At 61.2% G+C, this 25,202-nt stretch carries 29 protein-coding genes; 19 read left to right on the plus strand and 10 right to left on the minus strand.

Going from position 1 to position 25,202, the window contains the following annotated elements:
* Positions 1 to 7: 7 nt before the first annotated feature.
* The gene (ychF, locus tag F6X24_RS15440; RefSeq protein WP_151088869.1) at positions 8 to 1,108 is read right to left on the minus strand and encodes a redox-regulated ATPase YchF; all 1,101 of its coding nucleotides are present in this window, start codon (positions 1,106 to 1,108) and stop codon (positions 8 to 10) included.
* A 161-nt stretch (positions 1,109 to 1,269) separates the two neighbouring features.
* Complete coding sequence (locus F6X24_RS15445) at positions 1,270 to 1,662, minus strand: DUF3276 family protein (protein ID WP_151088870.1); 393 nt, start codon at positions 1,660 to 1,662, stop codon at positions 1,270 to 1,272.
* 268 nt (positions 1,663 to 1,930) lie between these two features.
* On the opposite strand from F6X24_RS15445, the gene F6X24_RS15450 reads away from it, so the two are divergent.
* The 5 genes from F6X24_RS15450 (at position 1,931) to F6X24_RS15465 (ending at position 4,652) form a co-directional block, all read left to right on the plus strand.
* A complete protein-coding gene (locus F6X24_RS15450; RefSeq protein WP_151088871.1) occupies positions 1,931 to 2,869 on the plus strand; it encodes a DUF58 domain-containing protein in 939 nt (312 codons plus the stop codon).
* Between the two features lie 57 nt (positions 2,870 to 2,926).
* Positions 2,927 to 3,169, plus strand: a complete 243-nt coding sequence (locus F6X24_RS15455; RefSeq protein WP_151088872.1) for a hypothetical protein — start codon at positions 2,927 to 2,929, stop codon at positions 3,167 to 3,169.
* 71 nt (positions 3,170 to 3,240) lie between these two features.
* Entirely contained in the window at positions 3,241 to 3,699 is a 459-nt protein-coding gene (locus F6X24_RS15460) for a hypothetical protein (RefSeq protein WP_151088873.1), read from the plus strand.
* A 185-nt stretch (positions 3,700 to 3,884) separates the two neighbouring features.
* On the plus strand, positions 3,885 to 4,052 hold the full coding sequence (locus F6X24_RS19020) for a hypothetical protein (protein ID WP_191906349.1): 168 nt from the start codon (positions 3,885 to 3,887) through the stop codon (positions 4,050 to 4,052).
* A gap of 36 nt (positions 4,053 to 4,088) precedes the next feature.
* The gene (locus tag F6X24_RS15465; RefSeq protein ID WP_151088874.1) at positions 4,089 to 4,652 is read left to right on the plus strand and encodes a DUF1572 family protein; all 564 of its coding nucleotides are present in this window, start codon (positions 4,089 to 4,091) and stop codon (positions 4,650 to 4,652) included.
* Between the two features lie 79 nt (positions 4,653 to 4,731).
* Here F6X24_RS15465 and F6X24_RS15470 read toward each other — a convergent pair whose 3' ends face one another.
* The 5 genes from F6X24_RS15470 to F6X24_RS15490 form a co-directional block, all read right to left on the minus strand.
* Positions 4,732 to 5,703, minus strand: coding sequence for a deoxyhypusine synthase family protein (locus F6X24_RS15470; RefSeq protein ID WP_151088875.1), 972 nt, complete (start codon positions 5,701 to 5,703; stop codon positions 4,732 to 4,734).
* A 51-nt stretch (positions 5,704 to 5,754) separates the two neighbouring features.
* Positions 5,755 to 6,261 carry an STM3941 family protein gene (locus F6X24_RS15475; protein WP_151088876.1) on the minus strand — a complete coding sequence of 169 codons (507 nt, stop codon included), beginning with the start codon at positions 6,259 to 6,261 and terminating at the stop codon, positions 5,755 to 5,757.
* A 33-nt stretch (positions 6,262 to 6,294) separates the two neighbouring features.
* Complete coding sequence (hslV, locus tag F6X24_RS15480; protein ID WP_173242098.1) at positions 6,295 to 6,831, minus strand: ATP-dependent protease subunit HslV; 537 nt, start codon at positions 6,829 to 6,831, stop codon at positions 6,295 to 6,297.
* Positions 6,832 to 6,945: 114 nt separating this feature from the next.
* Complete coding sequence (locus F6X24_RS15485; RefSeq protein ID WP_151088878.1) at positions 6,946 to 8,589, minus strand: pyruvate dehydrogenase complex dihydrolipoamide acetyltransferase; 1,644 nt, start codon at positions 8,587 to 8,589, stop codon at positions 6,946 to 6,948.
* Between the two features lie 159 nt (positions 8,590 to 8,748).
* Entirely contained in the window at positions 8,749 to 9,426 is a 678-nt protein-coding gene (locus F6X24_RS15490; RefSeq protein ID WP_229725147.1) for a histidine phosphatase family protein, read from the minus strand.
* Between the two features lie 120 nt (positions 9,427 to 9,546).
* Between F6X24_RS15490 and F6X24_RS15495 the strand changes: the two genes are divergently transcribed.
* The 7 genes from F6X24_RS15495 (at position 9,547) to F6X24_RS15520 (ending at position 16,805) form a co-directional block, all read left to right on the plus strand.
* The gene (locus tag F6X24_RS15495; protein ID WP_151088879.1) at positions 9,547 to 9,981 is read left to right on the plus strand and encodes a hotdog fold thioesterase; all 435 of its coding nucleotides are present in this window, start codon (positions 9,547 to 9,549) and stop codon (positions 9,979 to 9,981) included.
* 5 nt (positions 9,982 to 9,986) lie between these two features.
* A complete protein-coding gene (locus tag F6X24_RS15500; protein WP_229725149.1) occupies positions 9,987 to 11,222 on the plus strand; it encodes a chorismate-binding protein in 1,236 nt (411 codons plus the stop codon).
* A gap of 54 nt (positions 11,223 to 11,276) precedes the next feature.
* Positions 11,277 to 13,427 carry a M20/M25/M40 family metallo-hydrolase gene (locus tag F6X24_RS15505; RefSeq protein WP_151088881.1) on the plus strand — a complete coding sequence of 717 codons (2,151 nt, stop codon included), beginning with the start codon at positions 11,277 to 11,279 and terminating at the stop codon, positions 13,425 to 13,427.
* A gap of 70 nt (positions 13,428 to 13,497) precedes the next feature.
* Positions 13,498 to 13,965, plus strand: a complete 468-nt coding sequence (locus tag F6X24_RS19355) for a thiamine pyrophosphate-binding protein (protein ID WP_317132487.1) — start codon at positions 13,498 to 13,500, stop codon at positions 13,963 to 13,965.
* Positions 13,962 to 15,278, plus strand: a complete 1,317-nt coding sequence (locus F6X24_RS15510; RefSeq protein WP_317132488.1) for a thiamine pyrophosphate-dependent enzyme — start codon at positions 13,962 to 13,964, stop codon at positions 15,276 to 15,278. The genes F6X24_RS19355 and F6X24_RS15510 overlap by 4 nt, the downstream gene beginning before the upstream one ends.
* A gap of 104 nt (positions 15,279 to 15,382) precedes the next feature.
* Positions 15,383 to 16,207 (plus strand): 1,4-dihydroxy-2-naphthoyl-CoA synthase, encoded by an 825-nt coding sequence (gene menB / locus F6X24_RS15515; RefSeq protein WP_151088882.1) that lies wholly within the window; start codon positions 15,383 to 15,385, stop codon positions 16,205 to 16,207.
* A gap of 226 nt (positions 16,208 to 16,433) precedes the next feature.
* On the plus strand, positions 16,434 to 16,805 hold the full coding sequence (locus tag F6X24_RS15520; protein WP_151088883.1) for a hypothetical protein: 372 nt from the start codon (positions 16,434 to 16,436) through the stop codon (positions 16,803 to 16,805).
* Between the two features lie 74 nt (positions 16,806 to 16,879).
* On the opposite strand, the gene F6X24_RS15525 is transcribed toward F6X24_RS15520, so the two are convergent.
* On the minus strand, positions 16,880 to 17,080 hold the full coding sequence (locus tag F6X24_RS15525; RefSeq protein WP_151088884.1) for a hypothetical protein: 201 nt from the start codon (positions 17,078 to 17,080) through the stop codon (positions 16,880 to 16,882).
* Between the two features lie 130 nt (positions 17,081 to 17,210).
* Between F6X24_RS15525 and F6X24_RS15530 the strand changes: the two genes are divergently transcribed.
* From F6X24_RS15530 to F6X24_RS15550, 5 genes are all read left to right on the plus strand, one after another.
* Positions 17,211 to 18,560 carry an alpha-amylase family glycosyl hydrolase gene (locus F6X24_RS15530; RefSeq protein WP_229725152.1) on the plus strand — a complete coding sequence of 450 codons (1,350 nt, stop codon included), beginning with the start codon at positions 17,211 to 17,213 and terminating at the stop codon, positions 18,558 to 18,560.
* A 37-nt stretch (positions 18,561 to 18,597) separates the two neighbouring features.
* Positions 18,598 to 18,870: a UPF0175 family protein gene (locus tag F6X24_RS15535; RefSeq protein ID WP_191906350.1), complete on the plus strand. Its 273-nt coding sequence runs from the start codon at positions 18,598 to 18,600 to the stop codon at positions 18,868 to 18,870.
* A 76-nt stretch (positions 18,871 to 18,946) separates the two neighbouring features.
* Positions 18,947 to 19,276: a DUF3368 domain-containing protein gene (locus F6X24_RS19495; RefSeq protein WP_394349949.1), complete on the plus strand. Its 330-nt coding sequence runs from the start codon at positions 18,947 to 18,949 to the stop codon at positions 19,274 to 19,276.
* Between the two features lie 10 nt (positions 19,277 to 19,286).
* Positions 19,287 to 20,408 (plus strand): AMP-binding protein, encoded by a 1,122-nt coding sequence (locus F6X24_RS15545; RefSeq protein ID WP_151088887.1) that lies wholly within the window; start codon positions 19,287 to 19,289, stop codon positions 20,406 to 20,408.
* Between the two features lie 9 nt (positions 20,409 to 20,417).
* A complete protein-coding gene (locus tag F6X24_RS15550) occupies positions 20,418 to 21,275 on the plus strand; it encodes a DUF481 domain-containing protein (RefSeq protein ID WP_151088888.1) in 858 nt (285 codons plus the stop codon).
* Between the two features lie 52 nt (positions 21,276 to 21,327).
* Here the strand turns inward: F6X24_RS15550 and F6X24_RS15555 are convergent, their stop codons facing one another.
* Complete coding sequence (locus F6X24_RS15555; RefSeq protein ID WP_151088889.1) at positions 21,328 to 22,014, minus strand: hypothetical protein; 687 nt, start codon at positions 22,012 to 22,014, stop codon at positions 21,328 to 21,330.
* Positions 22,015 to 22,140: 126 nt separating this feature from the next.
* Complete coding sequence (locus F6X24_RS15560; protein ID WP_191906351.1) at positions 22,141 to 23,685, minus strand: TlpA family protein disulfide reductase; 1,545 nt, start codon at positions 23,683 to 23,685, stop codon at positions 22,141 to 22,143.
* Between the two features lie 187 nt (positions 23,686 to 23,872).
* Here F6X24_RS15560 and F6X24_RS15565 point away from each other — a divergent pair, with 187 nt between their 5' ends.
* Positions 23,873 to 24,355 carry an ABA4-like family protein gene (locus tag F6X24_RS15565; protein ID WP_151088891.1) on the plus strand — a complete coding sequence of 161 codons (483 nt, stop codon included), beginning with the start codon at positions 23,873 to 23,875 and terminating at the stop codon, positions 24,353 to 24,355.
* Positions 24,333 to 25,187 (plus strand): hypothetical protein, encoded by an 855-nt coding sequence (locus F6X24_RS15570; protein WP_151088892.1) that lies wholly within the window; start codon positions 24,333 to 24,335, stop codon positions 25,185 to 25,187. Before F6X24_RS15565 ends, F6X24_RS15570 begins: the two co-directional genes overlap by 23 nt.
* Positions 25,188 to 25,202: the final 15 nt, after the last annotated feature.

The raw sequence follows: 25,202 nt of genomic DNA on the forward strand, positions 1-25,202 counted from the left end.
AGTGGTCCTAGACGTTAAATCGGAAGTGCATGATGTCGCCGTCCTGCACCACGTAGTCTTTGCCCTCGACGGCCATCTTGCCGGCTTCCTTGATTTTCACCTCGGTTTTGTATTCCTGGTAATCGGCCAGCTTGATAACTTCGGCGCGAATGAAACCCTTCTCGAAATCGGAGTGAATGACACCGGCGGCGGCGGGCGCCTTGTCGCCGCGGTGCACGGTCCAGGCGCGTACTTCCTGCACGCCGGCAGTAAAGTAGGTAATGAGGTTCAGTAGCTCGTAGCTGGCCCGGATGAGCTTGTTCAGGCCCGACTCGGTGAGGCCGTACTCGCCCAGGAACAGCGCTTTTTCCTCGGGGTCCTCCATCTCGGCAATCTGCGCCTCGATGGCGGCCGACACGAGCACCACCTGCGCCTTTTCGGCGGCTACGTGCTGGCGCAGTGCTTCTACGTGCTTGTTGCCGTTAGTGGCGATGCTGGCCTCGTCCACGTTGGCCACGTAGATGACGGGCTTGATGGTAAGCAGCTGCAAGTCGGCTACGGCGGCCAGGTCGTCTTCGCTGGCCGATACGGCGCGGGCATTTTGGCCGGCTTCGAGGGCCTGCTTGAATTTCTGGAGGTTGGTCACCTCCTTCTTGGCGGCGGAGTCGCCGGCTTTAGCGCTGCGCTCGCTTTTTACCAGCTTCTTATCAACGCTTTCGAGGTCCTTGAGCTGAAGCTCGGTGTCGATAACATCTTTGTCAAACACCGGGTCAACACCGCCGGCCACGTGCACGATGTTGGGGTCATCGAAGCAGCGCACCACGTGGATGATGGCGTCAACCTCACGAATGTTGGCCAGGAATTTATTGCCCAGGCCCTCGCCCTTGCTGGCGCCTTTTACAAGGCCGGCGATGTCGACAAACTCGATGATGGTGGGCAGCACGCGCTTGGGGTTCACGAGCGCTTCCAGAATCTGGAGGCGCTCGTCGGGCACGGTAATAACGCCCACGTTGGGCTCGATGGTGCAGAAGGGATAGTTGGCCGATTCGGCCTTAGCGTTGGATAACGCGTTGAAAAGCGTGGATTTGCCGACGTTCGGCAGGCCGACAATACCGCAGCGGAGGCCCATTATGTTGAGTGTTGAATTATGAGGTATGAATTATGAGTTCGCATAATCCACGGGCAAAGGTACGGCGGGCAGCGGAGCGGGGCACCAATGCAAAGCGCCGCTGCTCTTTGCCAGAACAGCGGCGCGCTACCAGTCTCTCCTCTCCAACTGCGTATCGGTATTTAGTAAGTGCTTTCGCCGAGGTCGGGAGCGGCCGGTTGGCTATCATCCGCCGGCTGCCCACCGGCGCGCGGCTGCTCACCCTCAAAGCCGGGGCGCGGGCGGTCGAGCTCGGCCACTTCTTCCTCGGTCAGCAGCTCGTCGCGCACATAGTCCACGGCATCGTGCAGCGCGTCGATAAACTTATTAAAGTCCTCTTTATAGAGAAATATTTTGTGTTTTTCGTAGCTGGCCGGGCCATCGGGGTCGGCCCCAGGGCGGCGCTTGCTTTCCGTAATGGTGAGGTAATAATCCTGGCCACGGGTAGCTTTCACATCGAAGAAATACGTGCGCTTGCCCGCCTTCATGCGGTGCGAGTAGATTTCTTCCTGGTCTTTTGAGTAGCGGTCTTCCACGAGTTGAGAAGGGGAAAGTAAGTTGATTTTTAGTTATAAGGCACTAAACTTGCGTAGGCTCAGACAAAGATAAAGGCGAAACTGCTTACCTAAACAGCGTAGCAATGTCGACGAAACTCAACTGGTGGCCGGCTTGTTTATCAGCACGTAAGATTAGTTCAGTACCGGTCTGGCTCCATCCTGACAAACTTTTCTTAGTAAACGCCGCGCTAGATTACAGTAGCCGGCTGATTGCTAATTCCCTACTCCTGCGCCACCTTTCGCTACCATGCCTGCTCCCGCCCTTGACCTCGCCGCCATCCGCTCTTTTGAAAACCTGGAGCTGCTGGCCCGGCAATTAGTCGATGGGTTTATTACCGGCCTGCACCAGTCGCCCTACCACGGCTTTTCGGTCGAGTTCTCGGAGCATCGCCTCTACAACCCCGGCGAAAGCACCCGGCATATCGACTGGAAAGTATTTGCCCGCACCGACAAGCTGTTTGTGAAGCGCTACGAGGAAGAAACCAACCTGCGCGCCCACCTGCTGCTCGATGTGAGCCCGAGTATGTATTATCCCGAGCCCGGCCACGACAAGCTGCGCTTTGCGGTGCTGGCGGCGGCCGCGCTCACCACGCTGCTGCAGCGCCAGCGCGATGCCGTGGGCCTGGTCACGTTTGCCGAAACCGTGGAGCTGCAAACTCCCGTGCGCTCGACCTCGGCCCACCGCCACACGCTGCTGCTGGCCATGCAGCAGCTACTGGCCCGCCCCGCGCCCCTGGCCGCCACCCGGCGCGCCACGGCCCGGACCGACGTGGCCGGCGTACTGCACACCATTGCGCAGCAAATACCCAAGCGGTCGCTCGTTATCGTGTTTAGCGATATGCTGGGGCGTGGCGCGGCCGAGCAGGAAGCCGCCCTGGCCGCCTTGCAGCACCTGCGCCACCAGCACCACGAGGTACTGCTGTTTCATGTGCTGGACCGCGCCACCGAGTCGGATTTCGACTTCCAGGACCGTCCTTACATTTTCGAGGATGTCGAAACGGGCCAGGAGATACGGCTGCAGCCGGCGCAGGTGCGCGCGCAGTACCGGGCGGCTATGCGCCAATTTGAGGAAGAGCTGGCCCTGCGCTGCGGGCAGCTCAAAATTGATTTTGTGCCGGTCGATGTGCGCGAGCCTTTCGACAAGGTGCTCTACGCCTACCTGGTAAAGCGGGGCAAGGCCCGGTAGGCAGCTCACCTGGCACGAACTGTTCAACGGCCGGACGCAGAATATTGTATTTTTACTATGTTATTTTACCTGCTCCCCTATCTGCTGCTTTATTTGCTGAACGTGCCGCTGGCGCTGCTCACGGCTTATATCGCCTACTCGCATGGGCAGTCGGTTGGGCGGTGGCTTGTGGTGGGGCTGGTGCTGCCCTTCGTTTCGGTTTTTCTGGCTATTGCCGTGGCCGTTCGGCACAAGCAGCGGGCGGCAGCGGCCCGGGGTGGGGCACCCGCTCCCGTGCCCCAGCCGGGCGAGTTTGAGTAGAAGGCAGCCCCACCCGTAGCTTCGCGGCAGGTTTTCACCGACCGGGCCGCCCGGCATATTACACTTTTACTATGTATCAGATTCTTCTTTTTCTTCACTCCTGGCTTCGTTGGTTTGTACTGGGCGCGGGCCTGGTGGCCGTATTTCGCGGCTACGCGGGCTGGTCGGGCCGCAAGGCCTTTGGCAAGGGCGACAATGCCTTTGGAGCCAGCTTTGTGGGCTTCATGCTGCTGCAGCTTATTATTGGGCTGGGGCTGTACTTCGGCCTGAGCCCCTACGGCCTCAAGGCCATGAAGGTAGCCGGGGCTATGAAAGACCCCACCACCCGCTTTTTCGGGATGGAGCACGTGGCCGTTATGGTGCTGGCCGTTGTGCTGGCCCAGGTAGGCCGCACACTCTCCAAAAACCGTCTTAATGATTCGCAAAAGCACAAAACTGCCTTCATTTACTACGGCATCGCCTTGCTGCTGGTGCTGCTCATGATTCCCTGGGGCATCTGGAATCCGGCCCGGCCGCTCTTCCGGTTTTAGCTTTTTTTCAGTGATTAACACGTCCGCTTTTCGCATAATGCGAGAAGCGGACATTTTTTTGGAATGCCCTAACTGTCAAGTCGGCATTGGAGCGGCAAATTTGCATTTTCCAAACGTGGCAATTCGGCTGCGCTGCTTAAATTGCGGTCGCTACGTGTTGTTGGTCCTGCCCCTATTTTTTGCCTGTGTCTACCCAGCCGAAACGCTCTTACTCTGTAGAGGAATTTTCTGAGCTAATCAATAGCCGCCTCCAACGGCTGGAACAGCAGCAGGATGCGCGCCAGCATTACGGTAGCGTGCTGGCTGCGCTGCGCCAGCAGGTAGATGCCTATCGCCAGCGCCGGAAGTGGTAAAATTGCGGTTTGTAACGGTCTACCAGCTGCCATCTTATGTTTCAGGACTTTCTTTCCAGCGCCCGTAAGCAATTTGCCTATTACAAGCTGCTTGGCGAGCAGGCAATGATGCAAGTGCCCGACGACCAGCTTTTCTGGCAGCCCAACGCCGCCAGCAACAGCATGGCGGCCATTGTAAAGCATATGTGGGGCAATATGCTATCCCGGTGGACTGATTTCCTCACTACGGACGGCGAAAAGCCGTGGCGCGACCGCGAGGCAGAATTCGACAACGACCTTCAGACGTGCGCCGCGCTGCTTCAGCGCTGGGAAGCCGGCTGGCAGTGCCTGTTTGCCGCCCTCGATACGCTGACGGAAGCCGATGGCCAGCGCATTATCTATATCCGCAACCAGGGCCATACCATTATGGAGGCCATCAACCGACAGCTGGCGCACTACCCGTACCACGTGGGGCAGTTGGTTTTTATCGGCAAGCTGCTGGTAGGCGATGCCTGGCAGTCGCTTTCTATTCCGCGCGGCAACTCCGCCGCCTTTAATGCGGAGAAATTTGCTCAGGGCCCGCACCAGGCGCATTTCACCGATGAGGTGTTGGGTCGCTAACCCTATAGCCATTGGCAAAAGGAAAGGCTGAACGCATGGGTAGCGTTCGGCCTTTCCTTTTCCTATTCAGCTGACCGGCCTATTGCCCCAGCACAATCGCAAACACCAGCGGTGCTACGATAGTCGCGTCACTTTCGATGATGAATTTCGGGGTTTTCTCGCCCAGCTTGCCCCAGGTAATTTTCTCGTTGGGCACTGCGCCCGAGTAGCTGCCGTAGGAAGTGGTTGAGTCCGAAATCTGGCAGAAATAGCCCCAGAGCGGCACCGAGTGGCGCTGCAAATCCTGGTGCAGCATGGGCACCACGCAGATGGGGAAGTCGCCGGCAATGCCGCCGCCAATCTGGAAGAAGCCCACCTTGCTCTCCTCCGTGGCCTGCTCAGTGTACCAGTCGGCCAGGTACATCATGTACTGGATGCCGGTTTTCATGGTGTGCACGTTCTTGATGTCGCCCGTAATAACGTGGCCGGCATATATATTACCCAGGGTAGAATCTTCCCAGCCGGGGCAGATGATAGGGAGGTTTTTCTCGGCGGCGGCCAGCATCCAGGAATCTTTGGGGTCAATCTGGTAGTACTGCTCCAGCTCACCCGATTTCAGAATCTGGTAGAAGAACTCGTGCGGGAAATACGCCTCACCAGCTTTGTCGGCCTGCTCCCAGAACTTCAGCACCGTGTGCTCGATACGGCGCATGGCTTCCTCTTCAGGGATGCAGGTATCGGTTACGCGGTTCATGTGGCGCTTGAGCAGGGCGTGCTCGTCGGCGGGCGTGAGGTCGCGGTAGTGCGGCACGCGCTCGTAGAAGTCGTGGGCCACCAAGTTGAAGATATCCTCTTCGAGGTTAGCGCCGGTGCAGCTGATAATCTGCACTTTATCCTGGCGAATAAGTTCGGCCAGCTGAATGCCCATTTCGGCGGTGCTCATGGCGCCGGCCAGGGTAATCATCATTTTGCCGCCTTCGGCCAAGTGCTTGTTGTAGCCATCCGCCGCGTCGATGAGCGCAGCGGCATTGAAGTGGCGGTAGTGGTGCTTGAGGAAATTGGTAATGTGCATGGTAAGGCTTACGTGCCGGTTACGACACCAAATGCGGATAAATAAATTTATTTAAACAGAAGAGGTACGCTGCTTGCTCAACTGCTGGCAGATATATTCTACTACAGTGTCAGCGGTAGTATCAGAAATTCCAGTAAGTAAAAGAAAAGGTGATTTACCAAAGGCAGACTCACAAGCTGTTAAAATGCGGCGCAACCAGAACTGGCGTTTCAGATAAGAGTCGGGGTTGCATATTAGTAATTCAACGTGTTTCGGCCAGCGCTCCGACGAGATAAATGTTTGCTCAATGTCTGACCAAGGTATTGTTCCCATCCCCCAATCTTTATTAAAAACGCCATTGTCATTAAGCACAATAAAAGGTTTGCGGTGAATTAGCTGTACGAGTCCCCAGCCAGTTATTACAGCCATTGTTCCCAGCAGTATGATTCCTAGTAAGTCTAGAATCTTTAAGTGCTTAGTTTCATGAAGAATGACAAAAGGGCCACTGGCAAAGGCAACAAACATTAGAGGCTGTAAAACAAAATACCAGCGTGAATACCTTACAATCAGTGGTTGCATAGGTGACTTATCGTCTAACCACTACTACTATTACTACGCCGGCTCGGCAATAATCAAATTGTGGTTGGTATAAATACAAATATCAGCCGCGATGTGCAGGGCATCCTCCACCATCTGGCGGGCAGTGAGATGCGGGGCGTGCTTTTTGAGGGCCAGCGCGGCGGCTTGTGCGTACATCGCGCCGCTGCCAATGGCCGCTACATCAGAATCGGGCTCCAGCACGTCGCCGGTGCCGCTGATGATGAGCAGCTCATCCTTGTCGCAGACGACCATCATGGCTTCTAACTTACGCAGGTACTGGTCTTTGCGCCAGTCTTTGGCCAGCTCGATGGCGGCGCGCTTGAGGTTGTTTCCATAGGCCGCGAGCTTTTCCTCGAAGCGGTCGAGCAGCATAAACGCATCGGCCGTGGAGCCGGCGAAGCCGGTCACGACCTTGCCGTCGTTGAGCTGCCGCACCTTGCGCACGTTGTTTTTGGCTACGTGCTTATCCATGGTGGCCTGGCCGTCGGCCCCGAGGGCAATCTGGCCGTTGTGGCGCACGCCAAGCACAGTTGTGGAGCGGATTCTCATCTTCAGTTAACAGTGAGCAGTAAACAGTGAACAGCGGGCAGTTGAAAGGACAATGAGCAATGAGCGTGACCGGATGGCCACTGCTCATTGCTCATTGTTACCTGCTCACTGCTATCAAATGAGCATCCGCATGGGGTCTTCGAGCAAGCCTTTCAGGGTTTGCAGGAAGGCTGCGCCGGTGGCGCCGTCTACCACACGGTGGTCGCAGCTCAGCGTCACCTTCATGATGTTGCCGATAGCCAGCTGACCATCTTTCACCACGGCAGTCCGCTTGATGCCGCCCACGGCCAGGATGCAGGCATCGGGCGGGTTGATGATGGCCGTGAACTCGTCGATGCCAAACATGCCCAGGTTAGATATAGTAAACGTACTACCTTCCCACTCGGCGGGTTGCAGCTTCTTGCTCTTGGCTTTGCCGGCCAGCTCTTTCACCTCGGTGGCAATCTGCGAGAGGCCTTTGCCATCGGCGCTGCGGATGACGGGCACCAGCAGGCCCTCATCGACAGCCACGGCTACGCCGATGTTGATTTGCTTATTCTGGCGAATCTTATCGCCAAGCCACGACGAGTTGATAACCGGATGCTGGCGCAGCGCCACGGCCGAAGCCTTGATAACCATGTCGTTGAACGACAGTTTTACCGGCGACAGCTCGTTCATGCGTACGCGGGCTTCCATGGCCTTGTCCATCAGAATTTCCATCGTGAGATAGAAATGCGGGGCCGTAAACAGGCTTTCCGACAGGCGCTTGGCAATCACCTTGCGCATCTGCGATACGGGCGTATCGGTGTAGGTTACTTCGGTAGCCACTGGAGCCGGGGCAGCGGCCGCTGGCTGAGGCGCTCGCTCGGGCTGAGCAGCCGGGGCCGGCGCGGCAGTGGGAGCAGCCTGGGGCTGGGTGCTTTGCAGGTCGCGGGCCACGATGCGGCCGTTTTCGCCACTGCCCTTAATCTGGCGCAGGTCAACGCCTTTGTCTTTGGCAATGCTCTTGGCCAGGGGCGAGGCAAGCAGGCGGCCGGTGCTGGCCTCGGGCTGCGAAGTGCTGGCGGCAGGCTGAGTAGCCGCCGGAGCCGCCGTTTCGGCCGGAGCCGGGGCAGCGGGCGCGGCGCCGCCGCTCTGGCCGCCCAGCAGGGCCTGCACATCAGCGCCTTCCTCCCCGATAATGGCCAGGATGCCATCTACGGCTACCGCTTCGCCTTCCTTGGGGCCGGTGTAAAGCAGAATCCCGTCTTCGTAGTTTTCCAGCTCCATCGTGGCTTTGTCAGTTTCGACTTCGGCCAGCACGTCGCCCGACTTCACCTTATCGCCTACCTTTTTGAGCCAGGCGGCAATAGTGCCTTCGGTCATTGTGTCGCTCATCTTGGGCATGCGTACCACCGTGGCTTTCTTGCCATTGGCGGGCGCGCTGGGCGCCGGGGCGACGGGTGCTGCTGCGGGAGTAGCCGCCGGCGCTGCCGCCGGCGCGGCTGCCTGGGTGGTGCTAGTACCGCTCTGGCCGTTTAGCAGGCCCGAAATATCTTCCCCTTCCTTGCCCACAATAGCCAAAACCCCATCAACCGGCACCGAGTCCTTCTCTTTAGGGCCAATGTAAAGCAGGGTGCCATCTTCGTAGTTTTCCAGCTCCATCGTGGCTTTGTCGGTTTCGACTTCGGCCAGGATATCGCCCGACTTCACTTTGTCGCCTACTTTCTTGAGCCAGGCCGCAATGACCCCTTCGGTCATCGTGTCGCTCATTTTCGGCATTTTAATAATTTCGGCCATCGGAATTGCAGGTTGGGATTGGGGGCCAAAATTAGCCGCCAAAAGGTGGGGAAACAATTCGAAAAAAGAGAGCAGTGAGTAGTGAGCGGTAAACAGCTGAGCTGGGCAGCTGAATGGCAGTCAACTGCTCACTGCTCATTACTCACTGCTCACTACCTGTTAGCCCACCGCTAAGTGACTTACGTCTAAAAAATTACGGATAGTGTAGTGTGACCCCGTGTAGTGCAGCTTGTAGAGGCAGAGGTTCTGATGCTCAAAGCCATCCATGCAGCGCAGCGGGTAGCCCAGCAGCTGGCAGAGCAGCACGCGCAGGGCCCGACCGTGCAGGCACACCAGCACCAGCTCGTCTTCGGGCCGGCTCTGCAGCAGCTCGATAAACGGGCGCTGGCGGGCCGCCACCTCGGCCGGGCTTTCCCCGCCGGGCAGGCGGGCGTGGTCGTTGCCGGTGGTCCACTCGGTCAGTACCTGAGCGTATTCGGCGTCTTCCTGGGGCGTGATGCGGGTACCTTCGCGGGTGCCCCAGCTGATTTCGTTGAGGCCGGCGTGCTGCTCGTGCAGAATTCCCGCGTCGATAAACTGCTGCACCGACTGCTGGGTGCGCCGGAGCCGGGAGGTATAAATCCGGTCGAATGGCGTGGCCTGATATGCTTGCCAGAACTGCGCGGCCTGGCGGCGGCCCCGCTCGTTGAGGTCGGAGTCGATACCACTGCCCTGCACAATGCCCTGCACGTTGAAGTCGGTCTGGCCGTGGCGAAGAAGATAGAGCTGCTGAACTGGCACGGGTAAGGAAGTCGAGTAGTTTTGCCGAACAATGCTGTAAAGTACGGGGTTTTTCAATGGGTAATGGGTAAAAAGCAAGGGGTAATGAAGGCATGTTGGCCTCCGGCCGCCCTCCCTTCCCAACCCGCCCTGTCGAATAATTACCTAGTGCCCATTACCCACTGCCTAGTATAAAAAATGACGCTTGACGACGTAAAAATCTGGGCGGCCCACCGCCCCACGCTGGCCGATGCCCTGGGTATTGAGCTGACGGCTCTCAACGACGACTACCTCGAAGGCCGGATGCCCGTCGACGGCCGCACCCACCAGCCCATGGGCCTACTGCACGGCGGGGCTTCGGTGGCGCTGGCTGAAACGCTGGGCAGCATCGGCGCGGCTACCCGCATCGACGTTACCAAGCAGGCCTGCGTAGGACTGGAAATCAACGCCAACCACATCAAGGGCGTGCGCGAGGGCTGGGTGCGCGGCCGGGCTACGGCGCTGCACGTAGGCCGTACTACGCAAGTGTGGGAAATCCGCATCACGCACGAAGAAACCGGGGCGCTGGTGTGCATCAGCCGCATCACGATGGCCGTGATTGACCTGCCCGCCGCCAGGGAGAAAAAAGCCTAATGCCAGTGACTGAACCCCGGCTCCTGCCCTGGCCGGCCGCGGCCAGCCCCGATGCGACGGCGCGGCTGCGCCACCTGGCGGCGGGAGCCCTGCGCACCGGCCGGCCGCTGGCCATCTGGCGCGAGCCGGCCAGCGAGCACCCGCGCCTGCTGGTGAGCCGCTCGCTCGAAGCCGCTTATACTGGTCTGCCGCCCGCGCTCGATACCCAGGCACCGGCAGGCTTCGCCTTCTTTCCTTTTCGCGACTCTGACCACAACCCGGCGCTTTTTCTGCCCGCCGATGTGCAGTTTGACCTCGCCCGGCCCGAGGTAGTGCGCGTGGCTCCGGCCGCCCGCGAGCTGGTGCCCAATCTTACGGCCTGGCTCAGCCTGCCCACGCCACCTGAGCTGGCCTGGCACTACAGCGCGCAGCCCGCCCCGCCCGGTACTGCCGAAGCCGACTACACGCAGCTCGTGCGCACCGGCGTGCAGGCTATTGAAGACAAGGCAGTAGTGAAAGTAGTGACGTCGCGCGTAGCGCACCGCCCGCTGCCGGCCGGCTTCGACCCGCTGGCAGCATTTGGCCAGTTGAGCCGGCAGTATCCGCGGGCATTTGTATCGCTGGTAAGCGTGCCGGGCGTGGGCACCTGGCTCGGGGCCTCGCCCGAAGTATTGGCCGAAGTCACGGCCGACGGCCATTTCCATACTATGGCCCTGGCGGGCACTCAGCCGCTGGTGCCGGGCCGCGCCCCGCAGGATGCCATCTGGCGGCAGAAGGAGATAGAGGAACAAGCATTAGTTTCACGATATATAGTAAATTGTTTTAAACAATTGCGCTTGCGCGAATACCACGAAGCCGGCCCGCGCACGGCGGTGGCCGGCCAGCTGCTGCACCTGCGCACCGACTTTGAGGTCGATTTAAAAAATGTGCCCTCGCCCTCGTCGCTGGGCACCGATATGCTGCGCCTGCTGCATCCCACCTCAGCCGTGGGCGGCATGCCGAAAGTGGCGGCGCTGGAGTTTCTGCACCGCCACGAGGGCTACGACCGGGCGTACTACAGCGGCTTTCTGGGGCCGGTAAACGTGGCCGCGCCGGGCATCTCGCGGCTCTATGTTAACCTGCGCTGCCTGCAGCTGCGGCCCGAAGAAGCCATTCTGTATGCCGGCACCGGTCTTACCGCCGACTCCGACCCGCTGCGCGAATGGCAGGAAACGGAGCTCAAGCTCCAGACCGTGGCATCCGTTATTACCCCCCCGGCTTAGCCGCTGCCTGACAACGCAAGTCCCTAGTACGTTCTACTTTTCCCTGCCTGGCCTATGCGCTTTACTACCCTGTTCCTACTACTAATTGGCTGGGTTCGGCTTGCCCAGGCCCAGCTGCCCGCGCTGTTGCAGGCGTATGCGCGCACCAGCGCCGTAACCGGCCGGGAAGCCGAAGCCAGCCGGTTTGTGCAGTCGTTGTTTAAAGCCGGCACCTTGCAGCAGGACCAGCTCGGCAACCTGGTGCTGGTGCTCGGCAGCGGCAGTCCGCGCCGCCTGTTCGTGGCCCCGCTCGACGAGCCGGGCTACGTGGTAAGTCAGATTCAGGCTGATGGCTACCTGCGCGTGGCGCCGGTGGGCGGCGGGCAGGCCGGGCCGCTGTTTCACCAGTTTCTGGAAGGCCACGACGTGCGTATCGTCAGCGGGCAGGGGGCCCGCAATGCCATTTCGTGCGTGCCTTCTTCGCACTACGACAACCTGCGGGCCGAGCCCGAAAAAAATAAGCCGCCTTTTTCGTGGCAAGCCGCGTTTCTCGATGTGGGGGCCGCCTCGGCCGCCGACGTGGCCCGGCAAGGCATTCAGCTGCTCGACCCGCTTACCCTGGAAAAAAAGCCGGTTGTGCTGGGCCAGCAGTGGGTAGCCGCACCGGCCATGAAAGCCAAAGCCGCTGCTATCGCCCTGGCCAGCGTGGCGCAAGCGCTGGCCACTGCGCCGGTACGGGGTACCGTGGTCATTGCCTGGACTACCCTGGAGCTGCTGAATGGCAAAGGGTTTGAGGCCGTAGCTAATCGCTACGGTCCCTTTGAGGAAGTGTACCGATTTGACCGCACCCTCGAAACCGAGGCTGCCGGCACCGGCCAGCTGCTGGCCGACCAGGCCCTGCCCTACTCCCTGCCGAGCCTCGTGCTGACGACGCCCGCGCGGCCCGCCCGCAAGCCCGTGCTACCCAATACGAAGCTGGCCGCCGCGCACACCTACCTGCTCGGCCTGCCCGCCCGCTACGCCAATACGCCCGTGGAGGCCGTCGCAGTGGCCGACGTGCAGCAGCTCGCGCAAGCCTGGCTGCTGGCGGCGGGTGCCCCAGCTACTACCCCGCTGGCTACCCCGGCACTTCCCGCCGCCGCTTCGGCGCCAGTGCTGCCTTCCTCCCCGGCCGCGGCTCAGCTCCTGGCCGGCCTTGTGGGCCAGTACGGCGTAAGCACGGCCGAAAAGCCGGTGCGCGACTTCATTGCCCGGCAGCTGCCGGCCTGGGCCAGGCCCGCCGTAGACCAGGCCGGCAACCTCGTGCTGACCTTTGGGCAGGGCCCGCGCCACCTCGTGTTCGTGGCCCACATGGACGAGGTCGGCTTTGTGGTCGATTCCATTCGCCCCAACGGCCGGCTGGTACTGAGTTTGAAAGGCGGTGCTTTCCCGTGGCTGTGGGAGGCGCAGCCGGCCCTGCTGCACACGCCGGGCCAGGCCGACGTGCCGGCCGTGTTTGAGCCGCGTCCGCACTACCAGCAGGCAACCAAAAGTGCCCCGAGCACGCCGCTCACCGTGTTTGCGGGCTATACCTCGGCGCAGCAGGCGCAGGCGGCAGGCATACGGGTGGGCAGCACTACCGTGACCATGCCCAAGCAGTTGCGGCCGCTGGGCCCGAACCGGGCCGCTGCGCGCGGCCTTGACGACCGCGTGGGCTGCGCGGCCCTGCTGCTGACGCTGCAACACCTCGACCCGACCAGGCTACCCTGCCGCGTTACCTACGTGTGGTCGACGGGCGAAGAAATCGGCTTGCTGGGCTCGGCCTTTGCCGCGCAGCAGCTGCAAGATGCCAATGTGGTGTATCCCATCGACACGTTTGTGTCATCCGACGCGCCGCAGGAGTCGCGGGGGTTTGGCTACTGCCCGCTTGGCCAGGGCGCCGTGATACGGGTAGTCGAAAGCATCAACTTTGCCCGGCGCGACCTGGTGCAGCACGTGCACGCCCTGGCCGACCGCCAGCACATTCCGATTCAGGAAGGCATGACGGCGGGCGGCACCGACGGCATGGAATTTATGAACTACGGCATTCCGTCGGTGCCGCTTTCCTGGCCGGGCCGCTACTCGCACTCGCCCGTCGAAGTGCTCGATTACCGCGACATGACCAGCCTGGTACGCCTGCTCGGAGCGCTGGTGCAAGGCAGCCCCGCCCTCAAAACTTCTGCTGCCGGCGCTAAGCCCAAATCGTAGCTGAGCCTCCTTTTTGTGCGTACAGGCCACTAAGCGCCGCCACCCGGCGCCTTCCGAATTATCCTAGTAGATGAACAACCAAGCCGTTTTTAACATCGCCGAAATCTGCGCCCGGCACGGAATTACCGATGTTATTTTATCGCCGGGCTCACGCTCGGCGCCGCTCACGCTGGCGTTTGCGCGGCACCCGGCCTACAGGGGCAAGCTGCGCGTTATTCCCGATGAGCGCGCCGCCGCCTTTATCGGCCTGGGCATTGCGCAGGCCACGCGCCGCACCGTGGTGCTGGTGTGTACCAGCGGCACAGCCGGCCTCAACTACGCGCCGGCCGTGGCCGAGGCTTTCTTTCAGCAAATTCCGCTGCTGGTTCTCACCGCCGACCGCCCCCCGAGTGGATTGACCAGCTCGACGGCCAGACCATCCGCCAGCGCAACCTCTACGGCGCGCACGCCAAGGGTGCCTTCGACTTTCCTGCCGACACTTCGCACGCCGATGCCAAGTGGCACGGTGAAAGAGTTATTAATGAGGCAATTAATTTGACGCAGGCTGGCCCAGCCGGGCCGGTACAGGTAAATGTGCCGCTACGCGAGCCGTTTTATCCGAAGGCGGGCGAGGAAGTGGTGTACGAGCCGGATGTGAAGATTATTCGGGATGACCGCTCGCACCATGCCCTACCCCCGGCGGAAATTCTGGAATTGCGCGAGCACTTACGCACAGCCGGGCGGGTAGTGGTAGTGGCCGGGCAGCAGGCCGCCAGTCCGGGCCTGGCAGCAGCGCTCGATGAGTTTGCGGCGGCCCGGCAAGCGGCCTTAGTAGCCGATGTCATCTCGAATCTGAGCGACGTGCGCCGCACGGTGCAGCGGCAGGATATCTTCTTAGCGGGCCTTTCCAAGGAGCAGAAAGCAGCGCTGAAGCCCGACCTGCTTATCACGTTCGGGCAATCGCTGATTTCGAAAAGCCTGAAGCTGTTTTTGCGCGACGCCGCCCCGTCGCAGCATTGGCACCTGCAGGCTTCCGGCGAAGCAGCCGATACCTTTCGCCGGCTTACGCGTATTATTCGGGTGCAGCCCGCCACGTTTTTTCAACAACTCCTGGTCTTGAAAACCGCTGACTATAACGGGTCCGGGGGTTCGAATCCCTCCTTCTCTGCGGTCGCGGAGGCAGTCGTGCCGGCGAATGTGCCCTCCGTCGCGGCGGCCTGGCAGCAAGCCGACGCGGCAGCAGCTGAATTTATGGAGCGCTACTTTGCCGGCGCAGGCCAGCCATTCAACGAGTTTTCGGCCTTTCGGCTAGCGCTGGCCGCTCTGCCCGAATCTACCGCGCTGCACCTAGCCAACAGCATGGCCGTGCGCTACGCCAATATTCTGGGCCTGCCCGCAGGCCGTCAAATCGAGGTATTCGCCAACCGGGGCACCAGCGGCATCGACGGCTGCACCAGCACGGCCGTGGGCGCGGCGCTGGCCCGGCCTGAGCGGCCGGTAGTGCTACTGACCGGCGATGTGGCGTTTTTCTACGACCGCAACGCCTTCTGGCACAACTACCCTACTCCCAACCTGCGGGTGGTGCTCTTCAACAACCACGGCGGCGGCATTTTCCGTATCATCGACGGGCCGCGCCAGCAGCCGGAGCTGGACGAGTTTTTTGAAACCACCCAAGCGCTCACGGCCGAGAACCTGTGCCGCGATTTCAGCCTGCGCTACTTCCCGGTTTCTTCTTTTGACGAACTCAATGCCGCGCTGCCGGTTTTCTTTGCAGCCGAAAGCGGCGCGGCGGTGCTCGAAGTCTTCACCGACAGCAAGACCAACGCGGCGTTTTTTGAAGAATACCGAAAAGCGGTGAAAGCTGCCTTTTAGCGCAGAGTTTCGCTAGGTTAATATGAGTTTTGCAATTTGCAAACCTTATTTAACCTAACGAAACCTTGCGGAACCTACTGTTAACCTAGCGAAACTTTGCGCTCATGACCGAACCAATCGAGTGGACCCCGATTAAGGAGTTCCAGGAAATCATTTTCTCCCAGCACGGGGGCATTGCCAAAATCAGCATTAACCGGCCGCAGGTGCACAACGCCTTCACACCGCTCACGGTGCAGGAGATGATTGAGGCAATGGACATCTGCCGCAATCGCTCCGATATCGGCGTCATCGTGTTTACGGGCGAGGGCGGCAAGGCCTTCTGCTCGGGCGGCGACCAGAGCGTGCGCGGCCACGGCGGCTACGTGGGCGCCGACACCGTACCGCGCCTCAACGTGCTCGACCTGCAGAAGATGATTCGCAGCATCCCGAAGCCGGTGATTGCGATGGTGGCGGGCTGGGCCATCGGCGGCGGCCACGTGCTGCACGTGGTCTGCGACCTGACCATCGCGGCCGACAACGCCCGCTTCGGGCAGACCGGCCCCAAGGTGGGCTCGTTTGATGGCGGCTTTGGCGCGAGCTACCTGGCCCGCATCGTAGGCCAGAAAAAAGCCCGCGAAATCTGGTTCCTGTGCGACCAGTACGACGCCCAGGAGGCGCTCGACATGGGCCTGGTAAACAAAGTAGTGCCGCTCGACAAGCTCGAAGAAACCACCGTGGCCTGGTGTCACAAAATCTTGGAAAAGAGTCCCCTGGCGCTCCGGATGCTCAAATCCTCCTTCAATGCTGAGTTGGATGGCCAGGCCGGCATTCAGGAGCTGGCCGGCAACGCCACGCTGCTCTACTACCTGAGCGAAGAGGCCAAGGAAGGCAAAAATGCGTTTATTGAAAAGCGCAAGCCCGACTTCTCGAAGTTTCCGAAGTTTCCGTAGGCATAATATATTATTTATAATATATTTATAAACCTTAGATGTTATTCTGTTACAGCAGTTTGCGCCCTGCTGTAGAGACGCAGCTTTGCGTCTCTACAGCAAGTGCCTTGTCTGAAAACCGGGATAATAGCAGAGCAGGTTAGGCCTGTTGTGGTGCTGACTTAAACCAGGGGCCTGAACCGGAAGTATAACGTTCAAACAGCACTGCCTTTTTGCACTATCCTCCATGTCTGACGACTACAAAATAAAGTGGCTGAAAAAGCCTAAAAAGCACGACTACAAGGCAGCTATTACCTACCTGAGCCTGTTATATAAAGCGGACCTAGCCAAACAGATGGTAAAGGAACTGGAAGAAACCCCCTCCTCCGATTTTCAGGCCAAGGATATCTTTCGGGCATCAGCGCTTGCAATGCTGGACACTGGCAACCGGTATGTAGAGCAGGAATACAATAAGATAACCCGTGGCGAGAAGCTGGCGCCGCTGCTGCTGGTCCGGGATAGCGCCAATACCAAGGTGACAATTGCCGACGGCTACCATCGCCTGTGCGCTGTGTATGCAGTGAATGAGGATGCCGCTATTCGCTGCAAGATTGTGTAAGGTTCAGGCTATCAAAAGAAACGCCGCGCTGCTTGTAAGCAGTGCGGCGTTTCTTTTAGGATAATCTCAGGAGGCTAAAAGCTGAAGCCCAGCGCGTGCAGGCAGGCACACCAGCTAAAGAAGAACCGCTTGTTCTCGTGCTTACGCAGCTTCTTCAAGGCTTTGGCACGCGCTTTCACAGCTGCCACAATAGGACAAGGAACAATCGTGGCCTGCACATCGCTGGCCTCGGTAGCCGGTACCGATTCGGGGGCGGAAGGCGAATAGGTTGTCATGGCGGGGCGGGTCTAATGCGTAGTAAGTATACGAGGCTTTTTTTGCAAAAGCAAGTACTCACTCACCTTTTTATTCGAAATAGCTGGCCGTGAATTGTTATTCTGCTTGCTGCCATTCTAATTTGCTGCCATGAAAAACTATTTGCTACTGGCTTTGCTCAGTATAAGCTGCTTTCATCCGGCCTTTGGGCAGCGGCCAATGGCTGCCGGCATCCCGGCGGCCCACCCGGCCTGGATACTACAGGGCAATATCTACGAGGTGAACGTGCGCCAGTACACGCCCGAAGGCACCCTGAATGCCTTTGCCAAACACCTCGACCGCCTGCAAAAAATGGGCGTCGAAACCCTGTGGTTTATGCCGCTCAATCCCATCAGCAAGGTGGCCCGCAAGGGCAGCCTGGGCAGCTACTACGCCGTGGCCGACTACACCAGGCTCAACCCCGAGTTTGGGACCATGGCCGACTGGCAGCGCCTGGTGCAGGCCGCCCACGCCAGGGGCATGAAAGTGATTATCGACTGGGTACCCAACCACACCGGCGCCGACAACCGCTGGCTGACCCAGCACCCCAATTTCTTTGTAAAGGACAAGGCTGGTCAGCCCGCCGTGGCTTTCGACTGGGCCGATACCAAGCAGCTCGACTACAAAAACCCTGAAATGCAGGACAGCATGATTGCGGCCATGCGCTACTGGGTAAAAACCAGCAACATCGACGGCTTCCGCTGCGACGTGGCCTGGAACGTGCCGGCCAGCTTCTGGCAGCGCGCCATCCCGACGCTGCGCCAGAGCAAGCCGCTGTTTATGCTGGCCGAGGGCGACAGCGCCTACCTGCCCCGCAGCGGCTTCGACGCCGTGTATCCCTGGCACATGTTTCACGCAATGGAAAAGGTAGCCGCCGGTAAGAGCCCGGCTACGGCGCTCGACAGCGTGTACCGGGGCTGGCAGGGCAGGTATCCGAAGGGCACGATTGAAATGTACTTCACCAGCAACCACGACGAAAACACTTGGAACAAAGCCGATTACGGCACGTTTCCGGGCCGGGTACACGCGCCGTTCGCGGTGTTTACGCAAACGATGGGCAACGGCGTGCCGCTCATCTACAGCGGGCAGGAAGAGCCGGTGCTGCGTCCGCTAAAGTTTTTTGATAAAGACCCGATGGCTTTCGGCAAGTATCAGCGGGCCAGGTTTTACAAGACGCTGCTGGCCCTGCGCCAGCGCAACCCGGCCCTAGCGGCCGATGCCTCGTTTCGCAAGGTGAGCGTGGGCGACGACCGGGCCGTGTATGCCTACGTGCGCGAAAAAGCCGGCAAAAAGGTATTGGTCATTTTGAACTTATCAAACAAGGCCCAGACTATCAGCGTGAAGGAAAAAGCCTTGCTGGGCAAGCCCTCTAACCTGTTCAGGTACGCCACTGAGCCGCTCACGAGCAAGCCGTGGAAGATGGAGCCCTGGGGCTACGTGGTGTATGAGTATGGACGGTAGCAGGAACGATTTAGCTGCCGGCACGTATTTTTCGGGTATGAAAACACTCACCATCGACTTACCGCAGGAGTTTACTCCCCAGCAGGAGCACGACCTGAAAATGGAGCTGGCCGGTACGCTCTACACGAAGGGCCTGCTTTCGACCAGCGAGGCAGCAGCGCTAGTGGGTATCGGTCGGGGCGAGTTTATCACGCAAATGGGTCAGTACGGATATTCCATTCTAGCCAGTTACACCGAAGCTGACCTTGAACACGACCTCACCGCCATCCATCATTATTTCGGACACCAGTTGCCTGATGCTACTCAGTAAAATTGGGCAGCTGGAATTACTGAGCAGGTTGTTTCAACAGTGTTTTATTACTCCGGTAGTAGCGAAAGAATTTGGGATGCCACTCCCGGAATGGCTACACGTAAAATCTCCTTTGCGCGAGCTACCGCTTGCTTTAGTGACGCATCAGCACCATGCAGGCGAGCGCAGTGCCCTGGCATTGGCTCAGGAAATACCAGGTAGTCTGCTGGTTTTGGACGACGCGCCCGCCCGACAGCTGGCGGCGTTACTACACCTGACTTTCACGGGTACGGTCGGTATTCTCATTTTGGCAAAAGCACGGGGTAGGCTACCGCTGTTGCGCCGGGTGCTCGCCGAGCTACGGGCGGCTGGTATGTGGCTAGCCGAATCCGTAGTCGAGCGCGCTTGCCGTGAGGCAGGCGAATAACTTTGCCCCCATGTCCTCCCCCAACCTCCCCACCTCGCTCCTGCTCAACGGCCGCGAGTTCAGCTACGCAAGTATTCAGCAGACGCCCAACCCGCACACTGCCCTCAATGGCTACGAGGCCAAGGTGCTGGAGCTGCTGCGCCAGTGGCTGACGGGGGCCCAGGAGTTTGGGCTGCGCACCTCGGGCAGCACCGGGCAGCCGCAGCTGATTGTGCTGAAGCGCCGCCAGCTGGCTGCCTCGGCCCGGCGCACCGGCGACTACTTCGACCTCGGGCCGGGCGACCGGGCACTGGTCTGCCTCAACTGCGAGTTTATCGGCGGCAAGATGATGCTGGTGCGCGGCCTGGAGCGCCACATGCACCTGACCGTCGTGGAGCCGCACGCCGACCCGTTTGACTTCGTGCCGGCCGGGGCCGAGTTCGATTTTGCGGCCTTTGTGCCCTTGCAGCTGCGGGCGGTGCTAGCCGCCGGCCGGGCCGGCCGGCTCAATAAGATGCGGGCCATTCTGGTGGGCGGCGCGGGCGTCGAGCCGAGCTTGCTGACGGAAATCCAGAAGCTGAAAGTGCCGGTGTACCTGACGTATGGCATGACCGAAACGGCCTCGCACATGGCCCTGCGCCGGCTCAATGGCCCCGACGCCGGCCCGCACTACCGCGTGCTGCCGGGCCTGCACCTGGGCCAGGACGAGCGCGGCTGCCTCACGGTGCGCGGCGACGTGACCGACGACCAGCTTATCGTGACCAACGACCGCATCGAGCTGCTTGACAAGCACACCTTCGACTGGCTGGGGCGGGTCGATTTTGTGATAAACTCGGGCGGCGTGAAGGTGCAGGCCGAAAAAGTGGAGCAGGTGCTCGACGTGGCCCTGGCCGAGCTGGGGCAGTCGCGCCGCGCCTTCGTGGCCGGCCGGCCCGACGAGCGCTTCGGCCAGGCCGTGACGGCCTACGTGGAGGGCGAAGCGCTGCCCGCCGCCGCCGAAAAGCGCCTGCTGAGCCTGCTCGGCACCCGCCTCGCTAAGTATGAGGTACCCAAGAGCGTGGTGTACGTGCCGGCCTTTAAAGCAACGGCCTCGGGCAAGCTCGACCGGGCCGCTACGCTGCGGGGCGTGGAGAGCCCGCGCCGCGACCAGTAAGTCGGCCCGATGAATATAGAGAAAATACTATTTAACACACTCCTTATCGTGCCCGCGCTGCTGGTCGGCGCACGCCGGGCCTCAGCCCAAACCCCGGCCGACTCGACCCGCGCGGCGCCTGCGACTACGACCGCGCCGGTAGTGGCGGCCAGCACCAACGCGGCGGGTGGCCTGCCGTCGTCGGAGTTTGAAACCTATAACGTGAGTGGCCGGGGCATCCGCTACACGGCGGCGCTCACGGGCATTTACAGCACGGGCACGGTAGAGCGCGTGTACCTTACCACCAGCCACACCGGCAACCTGGCGCTCGGCAGGCACTGGCTGCTGCCGGCGGCGCTCAACTTCAGCTACGGCAAGCAGGACGGCGCCCTACGCGAGCGCGAGCTACTGGGCCTGCTGACCCCTGCTTACAAGCGGGGCCGCCTGAAGTACTATGCCCTGGCCGAAGGCGAGCAGAGCAACCTGCGCGCCATTGCGCGGCGGCTGGTGGGCGGCGTGGGCGCGGGCTATCAGCTCTACCTCGATACGCTGCGCAATGAGGTCAGTGTCAGCCAGTTTTTTCTGTATGAGCACACGCAGTACCTCGCAGGACTGCTACGCGAGGTGCCGCGCGCTTCTACCCGCCTCAAGCTGCGCCTGAGCAAGGGGCCGGTGGTGTTTACGTCGCTGACCTTTTACCAGCCCTCGCTGCAGGATTTTGCCAACGACTACCGCCTCAACTCGACCAGCAGCCTGAGCTTCAGCGTGAGCCGGCACCTGGCCCTGACGGCCGCCTACACATACTCCTACGAAAGCGTGGCGGTGGAGAATCGCAGCTCACTCAATACCAACCTGACCGTAGGCTTTACCTATTCGACTGGTAAATAGGCTATTGGGGCTATTGCACTTCCTGCTGCCTGGTATAGCCGGCCAGGAAGCGTTAACGGCGGTGGTGCTTTGAGTGGTGCGCGTGCAGGCCTTCCTGCGTAAAAAGCGGCTTATGCTGGCGCACGGTGCGCACCAGCGGCCCCAGCAACACCTTGGCCCTGAAGTAGAAGACAGGGCCGCTTAGCTCACTGCGAATTGGCTGGGGCACAAAAACCGGCTGTCGCCAGCCGGCGCCGGCCCCCAGACTCACCCACGGGAAGAGCCGCATCTGGGCCGCGACCGAGGGTTCGAGCAGGCCAATGAGGTCGCGCGGGGTGGTGTCGCTCACGTTGTCGTCGTTCTGGTAAAGCACGTACGCTGAGCCCAGGCCCATTTGCAGGCTGCCACTCAGCTCCCAGCGGGGATTCTCAAGTATGGCATACTCGCCGTACAGGGCCAGGTAGCGAAAGCGCAGCTGCGCATTAGCGGTATCGGCCGCATTATCGGGCAGCTCGCGCACGGTGGGGATACCCGAGCTCAAAAAATAGACGGCCGCGCCGGTACGCACCCGCCCGCGCCACTCAAGCCCCAGCTTGAGGCCGCTGATAGTGCAAAAGTGGCTGTTGATGATGGAGTAGCGCGAGTCGTACTGCACCACCAGGCGCCGCCGGGCAAAAAGCGGGGCGGGCCGCAGCGAATCGGCCGGGGCCGGGGCCGCCCGAGCCAGGCCGGCGGCCAGCAGCAGAACGGCCAGGAGCACGGGCAATCGACTTAAGGTAGTACTATAAATAAGCAAATAAGTTAACAGTTACACGCAGCCCTTACGCAAGGCATGGCCATGCTGTTGTAACTAAATAATCAGTAGGCACTTCTATACCCGGCAGGGCTAAGGTTGCAGGGCCTGCTCAAGGGCATTGTCAATAGCCGGGCTGGTAGAAGGCCGGGGCGGGTTGTTGGAGATGAGGCGGCCATCGCGCCCGATAAGCCAATAGCTCGGAATGGACTGTACGCTAAATGCCCGGGCAGACGGTCCGTCAAATGCTCCGCCATCGTGCAGTTCTACCGCGTTGGGAGTAGCCACCATTTTGGTAGTGAGATATTTCTGCCAGTCGGCCGCCTTGGCATCGAGCGACACATAGAGGAACACTATATCTCGCCCCGCGAATTTACGACGAAGCTCCAGGCTGGCGGGCATCTCGGCCAGGCAGGGCCCGCACCAGGTAGCCCAGAAATCGAGGTACACCACTTTTCCCCGCAGCTCGCTCAGGGCTACTTTTTTGCCGCTGGCATCGGTGAGCGTAAAGTCGGGAGCGGGCTGGCCGTTGGCCAGGGCCAGGTGGGCGCGCACGGCCCGGCGCAGGTCGCGGGCAATGGTTGAGTCGTGGTTATGGGCCTGAAAATCGGGCAGCAGCGGCCGGATATCGGTATGCTCCGACTCCACCTTGCCCATCAGGTACTGCCCTACCGCCACATCGCGCACGCGGCCATCGCCCAGCGCATCGGTGGCCCGCTGGTAGAGGCGGCGGCCGGCGTCGGGGCCAGCCGGCAGGTTGCCGGCCTCGTCGTTGAGCTGGGTGAAGCCATACGTCATGAGCAGGCTCTGAAACGCATTCTGAGTAAGGGCCGAATCCTGGCGGTCGAGCTGCAGCTCGCGCAGAAAATCGTAGTAATTCACCGGTAGCGTGGCGTAGCCATCGCGCCGGCGCTCGGCCGATTGGCGCGACGTGTAGCTCAGCAGCGTGCTGGCCCACTCGTAGGTGATGGCCTGCTGCTGCTGGCGCACAAACGCGGGCGGCAAGGGCCGGGCGGCCGCGTAGGCTGTGAGGGCTGCCAGGCGCTGCTGGCGGTAGGTATCGGCGGCACTGCGCAGGGCGGCGGCGCTCAGGTGAGCGGCCTGGGCATCGGGAGCCCGGCCGGCCTCGTCGTCGAGGCTGGCAACCAGGTTGCTCTGGGCCAGGTAGTTATTCGCACTGGCCCCACGCCCGGCAAATGCCAGGGTTTGGTCGAGGCGCGCCGGGTTAAAGGTCAGGCGCAGCGCATCGCCGGGGGTAAGGTATAGGGTAGCGTACTCGTTATTATAACCCAGGCGGGCTTCGGTAGGAGCAGCCAGCCGGGGCAGCACCAGCCGAAAATCGCCGGTCGGGCTCAGCGTCGCCTCCAGGGTTTGGGTAAGGTGCCCCCGCCAGTCGGGCCCATAGCTCAGGGTAATTACCCTGGCGGGCGCCTTATCGAGGTGGCCGCTCACCACTACGCCCGCCCCGACGGGCTCGGGCGTGGACGACCGAAATGCCGGGGCCTTAAAGGGAGGCGGCGCGGGGTGCCGTGCCTGCGCGCCGGCTACCAGCGGCAGCGCCGCCAGGGCCAGCACCAGCCGAAAACGGCCCAGTATCTCTAAAAAAAACCGGCCCCGCCGGGCCGCGCGTTGTCTCAAAACCAGCATAGCATCTACCGGCTTGCCTGACCCTGACCGGGCTGCAAATATAGCCTCTTACCCGCCAGCGCTTCACCCCGGTGCCCGGCCGCTTCACGGGCCCGAAGCGCCGCTTCACCCCGAAACCGCTGCTACCCCAGTGGGGGCAAACGCTATTTTTGAGGCACCTACTCACTTGCTCTGCCTCATGCTGTTGACTCCTGACTTATTATTCTCAATTGCCAACCCGCTGGCCCTGCTGGGCTGGGCGATGCTGGTGCTGGCCCCCGGCTGGCGATTCACCAGGATGCTGGTGCTCAGTGGGGTATGGTCGCTGGGGCTGGCTGCAATTTACGCCGGGCTCATCACCGCACACTACCTGGGGGCGCACGGCGGCGCGAGTGGCTTCGGCTCGCTGGCGCAGGTGGCGGCGTTGTTTCAGGACCCCTGGGCGCTGCTGGCGGGCTGGGTGCACTACCTGTGCTTCGACCTGTTTACGGGGGCCTGGGAAGTGCGCGATGCCCAGCGACGAGGCGTGCCGCACGCCGCCCTGGTGCCCGCCCTGGCGCTCACCTTTTTGTTCGGGCCGGTGGGGCTGCTGGGCTACTTCGGGGTGCGCCGCCTTTTCGGACAAAAACCATTTCCTCAACCCGCTATCATTCAAACATATGAAAACCCTCTCGCTCGCTGATTTCAGCTCGAACGCCCCTGGCCCGGCCGCCGCGCCCGGCCTGGGCCAGCGCCTGGCCGAGACCCTGCGCGTGCTGCACCGCGTCAACCAGCCGCTGGCTTACACGGGCTGGCTGAACGTGGGGCTGGCCGCGCTGGCGCTGGCCCTGCTGCCCCTCGACCACCGCCACGTTACCGGCGCGCTGGTGTGGGTGAAGCCGCTTAAGTTTTCGCTTTCCATCGTGGCCTATACCTGGACGCTGGCCTGGCTGCTGGCCGACCTGCCCGCGCCCACCCAACGGGCGGTGCGCCGCCTCAGCGGCGGCGTGGCCCTGAGCATGGTGGTTGAGCAGGCGGTTATTTTCATCCAGGCCGGGCGCGGCACTACCTCGCACTACAACGTGAGCAGCCCGCTCAACGGCGTGCTCTTCGGGCTGATGGGGGTGTTTATCGTAGTCAATACGGCCATGACCAGCTGGGCGCTGTACCTGGCCTGGCGCTACCGCCCCCACGGCCCGGCCGGCTACGTGTGGGGCCTGCGCCTGGGGCTACTGGTGTTTCTGGTGGGCTCAGTGCTCGGGGGTTTTATGATTCACAATCAGCAGCATACCGTAGGCGCCCCCGACGGTGGCCCCGGCCTGCCGGGCCTGGGCTGGAGCACCGCGGCCGGCGACCTGCGCATCGCGCATTTCCTGGGCATGCACGCTTTGCAGGCGCTGCCGCTGCTGGGCTGGGCGCTGAGCCGCCAAGTGCCGCGCCGGGCCGCCTTGCTTACCTGGCTGGGCGCGGCCGTTTACACCGCCGCGGTGGGCGGGCTGCTGCTGCAAGCGCTGGCGGGCCGGCCGCTGCTCTAGCGCTGGGCCGGCCAC

Source organism: Hymenobacter baengnokdamensis, assembly GCF_008728635.1.
GTDB classification, from domain to species: domain Bacteria; phylum Bacteroidota; class Bacteroidia; order Cytophagales; family Hymenobacteraceae; genus Hymenobacter; species Hymenobacter baengnokdamensis.